4 protein-coding genes and 1 pseudogene are annotated in these 5,341 nt (G+C 73.7%); 3 read left to right on the forward strand and 2 right to left on the reverse strand.

From position 1 onward, the window contains the following. Positions 1–639 (reverse strand): annotated as a pseudogene (locus DBR36_RS12090) (hypothetical protein); the annotation flags it as partial. 8 nt (positions 640–647) lie between these two features. After that, positions 648–2,231 carry an ABC transporter ATP-binding protein gene (locus DBR36_RS12095; protein WP_258222770.1) on the reverse strand — a complete coding sequence of 528 codons (1,584 nt, stop codon included), beginning with the start codon at positions 2,229–2,231 and terminating at the stop codon, positions 648–650. Between the two features lie 13 nt (positions 2,232–2,244). Here DBR36_RS12095 and DBR36_RS18420 point away from each other — a divergent pair, with 13 nt between their 5' ends. From DBR36_RS18420 to DBR36_RS12105, 3 genes are all read left to right on the forward strand, one after another. Next, the gene (locus DBR36_RS18420; protein WP_258222771.1) at positions 2,245–3,006 is read left to right on the forward strand and encodes a hypothetical protein; all 762 of its coding nucleotides are present in this window, start codon (positions 2,245–2,247) and stop codon (positions 3,004–3,006) included. Between the two features lie 4 nt (positions 3,007–3,010). After that, entirely contained in the window at positions 3,011–3,925 is a 915-nt protein-coding gene (locus tag DBR36_RS12100; RefSeq protein ID WP_108319722.1) for a hypothetical protein, read from the forward strand. A gap of 71 nt (positions 3,926–3,996) precedes the next feature. Beyond that, entirely contained in the window at positions 3,997–5,334 is a 1,338-nt protein-coding gene (locus DBR36_RS12105) for an aminoglycoside phosphotransferase (RefSeq protein ID WP_108319724.1), read from the forward strand. The last annotated feature ends 7 nt before the right edge of the window (positions 5,335–5,341 follow it).

A 5,341-nucleotide genomic window follows, 5' to 3' on the forward strand; every position in this document is an offset into this window, starting at 1 on the left:
CGCCAGGGCGATCCCCCATGCCGCGCCGATCGGCGTCCAGGCCAGGATCTCGGCGGCCGAGGCGAGCTGCGAGGGCACGACCCCCCGCCACTCGAGCGAGCCGAGGAACACTCCGACCGGGACGACCACGACGAGCACCGCCACGAGGTACACGCTCATCAGCTCGCGCGACTGCCGCGGTCGGCGCACCAGGGCGCCGAGGGCCATGCTGACGCGCGCGAACAGCACGCACGTGGTCGACCCCAGGACGACGGATGCCACGCTCGCGACCGCATTGGCGCCGTGTGCTCCCCACGCGATGGCGAGCGCCACCCCCAGGACCAGCACGACCACGACGGGGACGCTGAGGAACCCGGCGAGCAGCAGCGCCCCCGCGAGGGGCCGCGGCTCGGGTCCGACGACCGCGAACCGACGGGGATCGAGCGGGTCGACGGAGGCGGTGATGGGCGGCCCGACGGCGAAGCCGAGGGTGACCGCCGACCCGGCGAGCACGGTGACGACCGCTGTCGTCAGGCGCCCGGCATCCGCGAGTCCGGCGGCGCTCATGGCCGCGACGACGGTGGCGGCGATGAGGACGATCACGCCCAGCGAGCGGCGGATGACGTCGCGCCGGTCGCCCCGGAGGGCGCCCAGCATCATGGCCAGCCTCAGGCGGAGAACGTGTGCAACCATTCGAGGCCCTCCACGTCGCCGAGTCCGCCGGACAGCTCGCGGAACCGTTGCTCGAGCGTTCCCTCGCCGCGCACCTCGTCGACGGTGCCTTCGGCGAGCACCTGACCAGACACGATCACGGCCACACGCGAGCAGACGCGCTCCACGAGCTCCATGCCGTGACTGGACAGGATGACCGTCCCGCCGTGATCGACGTAGGCGCCGAGGATGTCGAGGATCACGCCGCTCGAGACGGGGTCGACCGCCTCGAAGGGCTCGTCGAGCACCAGCAGCCGCGGGGAGTGGATCATCGCGCCGGCGAGCATGACCTTCTTGGTCATACCGGCGGAGTAGTCCGAGACGGGGCGGGCGAGCGCGTCGACCAGGTCGAAGGCGCGGGCGAGGTCGGCCATCCGGCTCTCGACCAGACCACTGGGCAGCCCCCGCAGCGCTCCGTAGTACGACAGCAGCTGACGACCGGTGAGGCGGTCGAACGTGCGCAGGCGGTCCGGCAGCACACCGATGAGCTTCTTCGCCTCGCGGGCCCGCTTCTTGGCGTCGACGCCGTTGATCGTGACCGTCCCCGCGTCGGCGCGCAGCAGACCGGCGATGATCGACAGGGTGGTCGTCTTGCCGGCGCCGTTGGGGCCGACCAGTCCGTAGAACGAGCCCGCCGGAACCGTCAGATCGATCGCGTCGACGGCGCGAAGCTCGCCGAAGTTCTTCGTCACGTGCCGCAGCGCGAGGGCGGGGACAGCGGTCTCGTCGTCGGTGTCGGGGGAAACGGATGCCACGGCCTCGACCTCGACGGCAGGCTGAGCGAGAACGGCGGTCGCGGTTGCCGGCGTGGGTTCCGCATCGGTGTCGGGGGCCTCGGCTTCGGTGTCGACCGCGGGCTCGATGGTCCGCTCATCGGGCGCGACGTCGGAATCGAGCTCGTCGACGCGCACGTCGGGCGGCGTGGGATCGACCGGCGTCGTCGTAACGGCTTCGGCGTCGGTCGACGGCTCCTCGGGATCGGTGGCTTGCACCGCCTCCGGGTTCTCGTCGGCGTCGATCGGCTCGACCGCGGGCTCCTCGACCGCAGGCTTCTCGACCGCAGGCTCCTCGACCGCAGGCTCCTCGACCGCAGGCTCCTCGACCGCGACGTCCACCGGGGTCGGGTCGGCCGCGACGGGCGCATCCTCGACCGCAGGCTCCTCGACCGCGACGTCCACCGGGGTCGGGTCGGCCGCAACCGACGCATCCTCGACCGCAGACTCCTCGACCGCAGGCTCCTCGACTACAGGCTCCTCGACCGCGACGTCCGCCGGCGTCGGATCGGCCGCAACCGACGCATCCTCGACCGCAGGCTCCTCGACCGCGACGTCCGCCGGCGTCGGATCCGCCGCAGGCGTCGAGTCGATCGCGGCGGGTGCGTCCTCGACGACGTGGTCCGTCGACGACGACTCGACCGGTGCGGCCGAGGACGCGGGCGCCACGGGAGAAGTCGCGGGCAGCGGCGGGCGCGGCGGGACGACGATGTCGTCGAGCTCGAGGACCGAAGAGGCCTGCGGAGCGGCGGGACTCGGCTCGGTCACCACGTCACTCGGGTTGGCGACCTTCTGCGCCGCGGTCTTCGTCTCGAGCGTGCTCGCATCGGCCGCTGTCGGCGCCTGCGATGCGTCAGCCTCGGGCGCCGCGGACGCGGCCGCGGCGCGGGGGGCGGCAGGCTTCTTCGCCGTCGTGCGCGGGGTCGCCGGCTTCTTCGCGGCGCTGGTCGCGCTCGCGGTGCGCGGCTTGGCCGTGCCGGCCGCGGCGCGTGGCGTCGCGGGCTTCTTCGCCGCACCCGTACCACCCGCGGCGCGCGGGGCCGCGGGCTTCTTCGTAGAGCTCGCCGTGCCCGTCGTCCCCGCCGCGCGCGGCGTGGCGGTGCGCGGAGCGCGAGGTGTGGCGGCGGCGGCTTTGGGCTTCGGGGCCTCGGTCGGAGCGGACGCGGCCGGGGTCGCGGCATCCGTCGACGAAGGAGAGGCGGGCGCCGAGTCGGAGTCCGCCGACGGCGCCGGTTTCGCCGCCGTCTTGCGCGGCGCCGGGCGTTTCGCGGTCGTCGCCCGGGGAGTGCGAGGGGCCCGCGGTGCGGACGGTTCGGCCGCCGACGCGGCGGCCGCGTCGGGTTCGACGCTCGCCGCGGCGCCCTCGGTCTCGGAAGAGGACGTGTCTGGGAGCTCCGGCAGCGACGCTGTCATCGCACCAAACTATCAACCCCCTCCGACAGCCCCCGACCCTTGTGGGAACGGCCCGGGCGTGCCGCGAACGGTGCCGGGGCCGGATGCCGTCGCGGCACCGGCGGGCACTCAGGCTGGGCGTGGAGGATGAGGGCATGTCCGAGAAGGTGCACCGCATCCACTCCCTGCCGAACGACGCGCCCTGGAAGGGCGGATTGCCGCCGGTCGGGTCGGAGGAGCACCCCCGGACGATCCGCATGCTGGATCGCGTGCTGTCGGTCCAGCGGCCCGTCGTCCTCGCGCACCTGCGCAGCATCCGGCTGCGTCACCCGGACGCCTCGGTCGCCGAGATCCTGAAGATCCTGGAGCGCCGTTACCTCGCGGCGGTGACCACCGGCGGCGCGGCCGTCGGAGCTACGGCCGTCGTGCCGGGGATCGGCACGGGTGTCACCCTGGCCCTCAGCGGGGTCGAAACCCTGGGCTTCCTCGAGGCGACCGCGCTGTACGCGCAGTCGGTCGCCGAGGTGCACGGCGTCGCCGTCGACGACCCCGACCGCGCTCGCGCACTCGTCCTGGCGCTCATGCTCGGCAAAGAGGGCGTCGACCTCGTCTCGCAACTCGCCGCACAGGCCTCGGGGCGAGGAACCGGCCGCTCGGGCTACTGGGGCGAGATGATCACGAAGACCCTTCCGCGCGCCGCCGTCGGCCCGCTGGTCGACCGACTCAAGACGACGTTCGTCCGTCAGTTCGCCACCCGCGGCGGGGCCTCGTGGGTCGGCAAGGCTCTGCCCTTCGGCGTCGGTGCGGTGGTGGGCGGCACCGGCAACCACATCCTCGGACGTCGCGTGCTGGTCAACGCGCGCCGGGCGTTCGGCGCCGCTCCCCCGCAGCTGCCCGCCGATCTCGAGCCGCGTCCGGGCAGCGCGCCCCTCGAGCGCGCGGCCGCCGGGGGTGTCCGCCGCGTCGGCAGCGCCCTCAGTGCGGCGGCGAAGAAAGCCCTCCCGCGGCGCCGCACGCGGGACTCCCCCGACGCCGAGGCGACCGCGTCGCCCGAGGGCCCGGCATCCTGATCTCTTCTCATCGACGACACCCCGGGCGCAAGTCCCGCGCGCACCGGGGGTTCGCGCGTTAGCCTCGCCGCATGGGCGACCTCCTCGAATCCCTTGCCTTCTGGATGCCGCGTCAGCGCTGGTACGGCACGAAGGGACGTGACCCGCGCCTCACGGTCGTCGCCGACTGGCAGCTCGACGACGCCGGGGCACATCTGCTGCTCGTGCGCGACGAAGCCGTTCAACCGGCGATCGTCTACCAGGTGCCGGTCGTCCGTCGCAGCGAGGGGTCCGTCCCCCCGGGCAGTCTGATCGGTCCCGCAGCCGAGGGGCAGGTGTGGGCGGATGCCACGACCGACCCCGCCTTCACCGACCTGCTCTACGGGTGGGTCACGGTCGGCGGCGAAGTGGGAACCGCTCAGGACGGCTTCATCGGCATCGCCCTGGTGACCGACCCCGCGGACGCGCCCGCGCCGCGCGCGACCGCGCGGGTGCTGAGCGGCGAGCAGTCCAACACCTCGCTGATCTTCCGCCCCGAGGGCGAGGGCCGGCCCGTGATCTGCAAGCTGTTCCGCCAGGTCAACCCGGGCATCAACCCCGACGTCGAGCTGCAATCCGCTCTCGCGGCCGGCGGTGCCGCATTCGTGCCCGCCGCCATCGGCGAGGTACGCGGGACGTGGGTGACGCCCGAGGGCGTGCCGGTGAGCGGCTCGCTCGCCTTCGCCCAGGAGTTCTTCGAGGGCGTCGAGGACGCCTGGAGGGTGGCCCTCGATGCGGCCGCCGCCGGAGAGGACTTCGCCGCTCGCGCCCACGCGCTCGGGGCCAGCGTCGCCGGCATGCACGTCGCCCTCGCCCGGCAGTTCCCCACGGTCGAGCCCGACCATGCCGATCGCGCGGCGGTCGTCGGCGCCTGGGAGCGGCGCCTCGCGATCGCTCTCGCCGAGGTCCCCGCGCTCGCGCCGTATGCCGAGCGGATCCGCGCGGTGTACGCCGCCGCGGCGACCGCGCCGTGGCCCGCGTTGCAGCGCGTCCACGGTGATCTGCACCTCGGTCAGGTGCTGGACACGGCATCCAATGGGTGGGTGCTGCTCGATTTCGAGGGCGAGCCCCTGCGTCCGATCTCGGAGCGGCTGCGCCCCGACGTGGCCGTTCGCGACGTCGCCGGCATGCTGCGCTCGTTCGATTACGTCTCGGGAGCGGTCGCCGATGACGACGGCGCGGCGGTGCGGGCGTGGGTGATCGCGGCGCAGCAGGCGTTCTTGAGCGGATACCGCGAGACCGCGGGTGCCGCCGGAGCGGGCGACGACGCGCTACTGGCGGCCTTCGAGCTCGACAAGGCCGTGTACGAGGCGATCTACGAGACGCGCAACCGCCCCGACTGGGTGGGGATCCCGCTCGCCGCGATCGGACGGCTCGCTCCGCTCGACTGAGCGGCGT

This window comes from Microbacterium sp. HMWF026 (assembly GCF_003061325.1).
Taxonomy (GTDB): Bacteria; Actinomycetota; Actinomycetes; order Actinomycetales; family Microbacteriaceae; genus Microbacterium; species Microbacterium testaceum_E.